This is a genomic window from Streptomyces sp. NPDC048192, from assembly GCF_043202415.1.
Taxonomy (GTDB): Bacteria; Actinomycetota; Actinomycetes; order Streptomycetales; family Streptomycetaceae; genus Streptomyces.
In genome coordinates, this window is sequence record NZ_JBIDAL010000044.1 from 1 (window position 1) to 1,569 (window position 1,569).

A 1,569-nucleotide genomic window follows, 5' to 3' on the forward strand; every position below is an offset into this window, starting at 1 on the left:
CTAGTACTCCAGCAGCGGTTCGCTATCTGGCCTGGTCAGAGGCATCGTCGGGAGTGTAGTGGGCTGGTGGCATGTCAGGGGCGGTCTTGGCGGACCGCCCCTCCAACGAATGACATCGTCGTCGGTAGTGACATTGCCGGGCCACGGCCTGACGCCTTCGCCGCCATCGCGACCATCTCAGCGCATGGATGCGAAGTGGCGGGCGGGGCCGGTGTGCGGGGCCAGTTGCCAGGAGCCGGCGGACTTCTGCCACGGTGAGCGGAACCAGGGTGGAACCGTTTCTGCATCCCCCTTTGCCACCGCCTGCGCCGCCGTGGCCGCGAGAAAGGCATGCGCGAGCATGGCCAGGGTGATGTGCCTCATCCAGCCGACGTAGCGACGGACTTCGTACTGGTCCAGGCCGCACTCGTTCTTCGCGGCCTGGAAGCATTCCTCGATCGCCCACCGGCGCCCGGCAACGCGCACGAGCCGGTCGACGCCGGTGCCCACCGGCGCGTAGGCGAGGTAGTAGGCGATCTGATCAGGCCTGCTGAGACTGCGCCGGGCCAACGCCCAGCGGTGATGGGTGGGCCGCTCACCGTCGAAGTCCTCGATCATCGGGAGCTGGACGGCCGCCCAGTCGTAGACGCGCGGGCCCTTGGCGCCGTCGCCGCACGAACGTTGCTCCCATGCCTCACCCGGCGCCTGGCTGAAGACGTGGTCGATCCGGCCGAAGCAAGGCACCGGCTGGGACTTGGGAACGGCGAGTACGTAGCCGACTGCGGCTTCTTCCAGCATCCGGCGAAAGCGCCACTCCTGGCCATACGCGGAGTCCGCAGTCACCCACGCGATCGGCAGCGGGGAAGCAAGTGCGCGCAGCACGATGGCCCTGGCCAGCTCTGGTTTGGTGGCGAAGCCCCTCTCATCGGGAATCTTGGCGGCGCGGCAGCGTTCGCGGTCGTCCGTCCAGGACTTGGGCAGATACAGCTCGCGGTCTACCAGAGCGCGTGCGCGGGGCGTGGCGTAGGCGGCGAAGACGCCGATCTGACAGTTCTCGGTGCGGCCGGCGGTGCCGGAGTACTGGCGCTGCACGCCTGCGGAGGTGGTGCCCTTCTTGACGAAGCCGGTGTCGTCGAGGATGAGGACCCCGTCGGCCTCGCCGAGCCTGTCGGCGACGTATGTCTGCAGGTCGTCGCGGACGTCGTCGGCGTTCCAGGTGGCTCCGTTCAGTAGCCGTTGCAGGCCGTCGGGGGTGCAATGGCCCGCGTGTTCGGCCAGTTGCCAGCCGTTTTTGCGGCCGACCGGGCCGAGCAGAGCGCGGACGTAGTCACGCATGCGTCGTCGCAGGTCGGCGCGGCCGAAACGGTGGCCGATGCGCAAGAAGAGGTCGTCGAGTTCCCGGTCCCAGGTCGCGTCGGCAAGGTCGTCGATCACGCGAGGAGGCTGCCCTCATCACCGCGCAGACAGTTCTCGATGTCATTCGTTGGAGGGGCGGTCCGCCAAGACCGCCCCTGACATGCCACCAGCCCACTAGACTCCCGACGATGCCTCTGACCAGGCCAGATAGCGAACCGCTGCTGGAGTACTAGG

Annotated in this window: 1 protein-coding gene; it reads right to left on the reverse strand. The window is 67.9% G+C overall.

All coding sequences use genetic code 11. The features are described 5' to 3' along the window. Positions 1–177: 177 nt before the first annotated feature. Positions 178–1,413 (reverse strand): IS701 family transposase, encoded by a 1,236-nt coding sequence (locus tag ACGFZN_RS39925; protein WP_393863393.1) that lies wholly within the window; start codon positions 1,411–1,413, stop codon positions 178–180. Between the last annotated feature and the right edge of the window lie 156 nt (positions 1,414–1,569).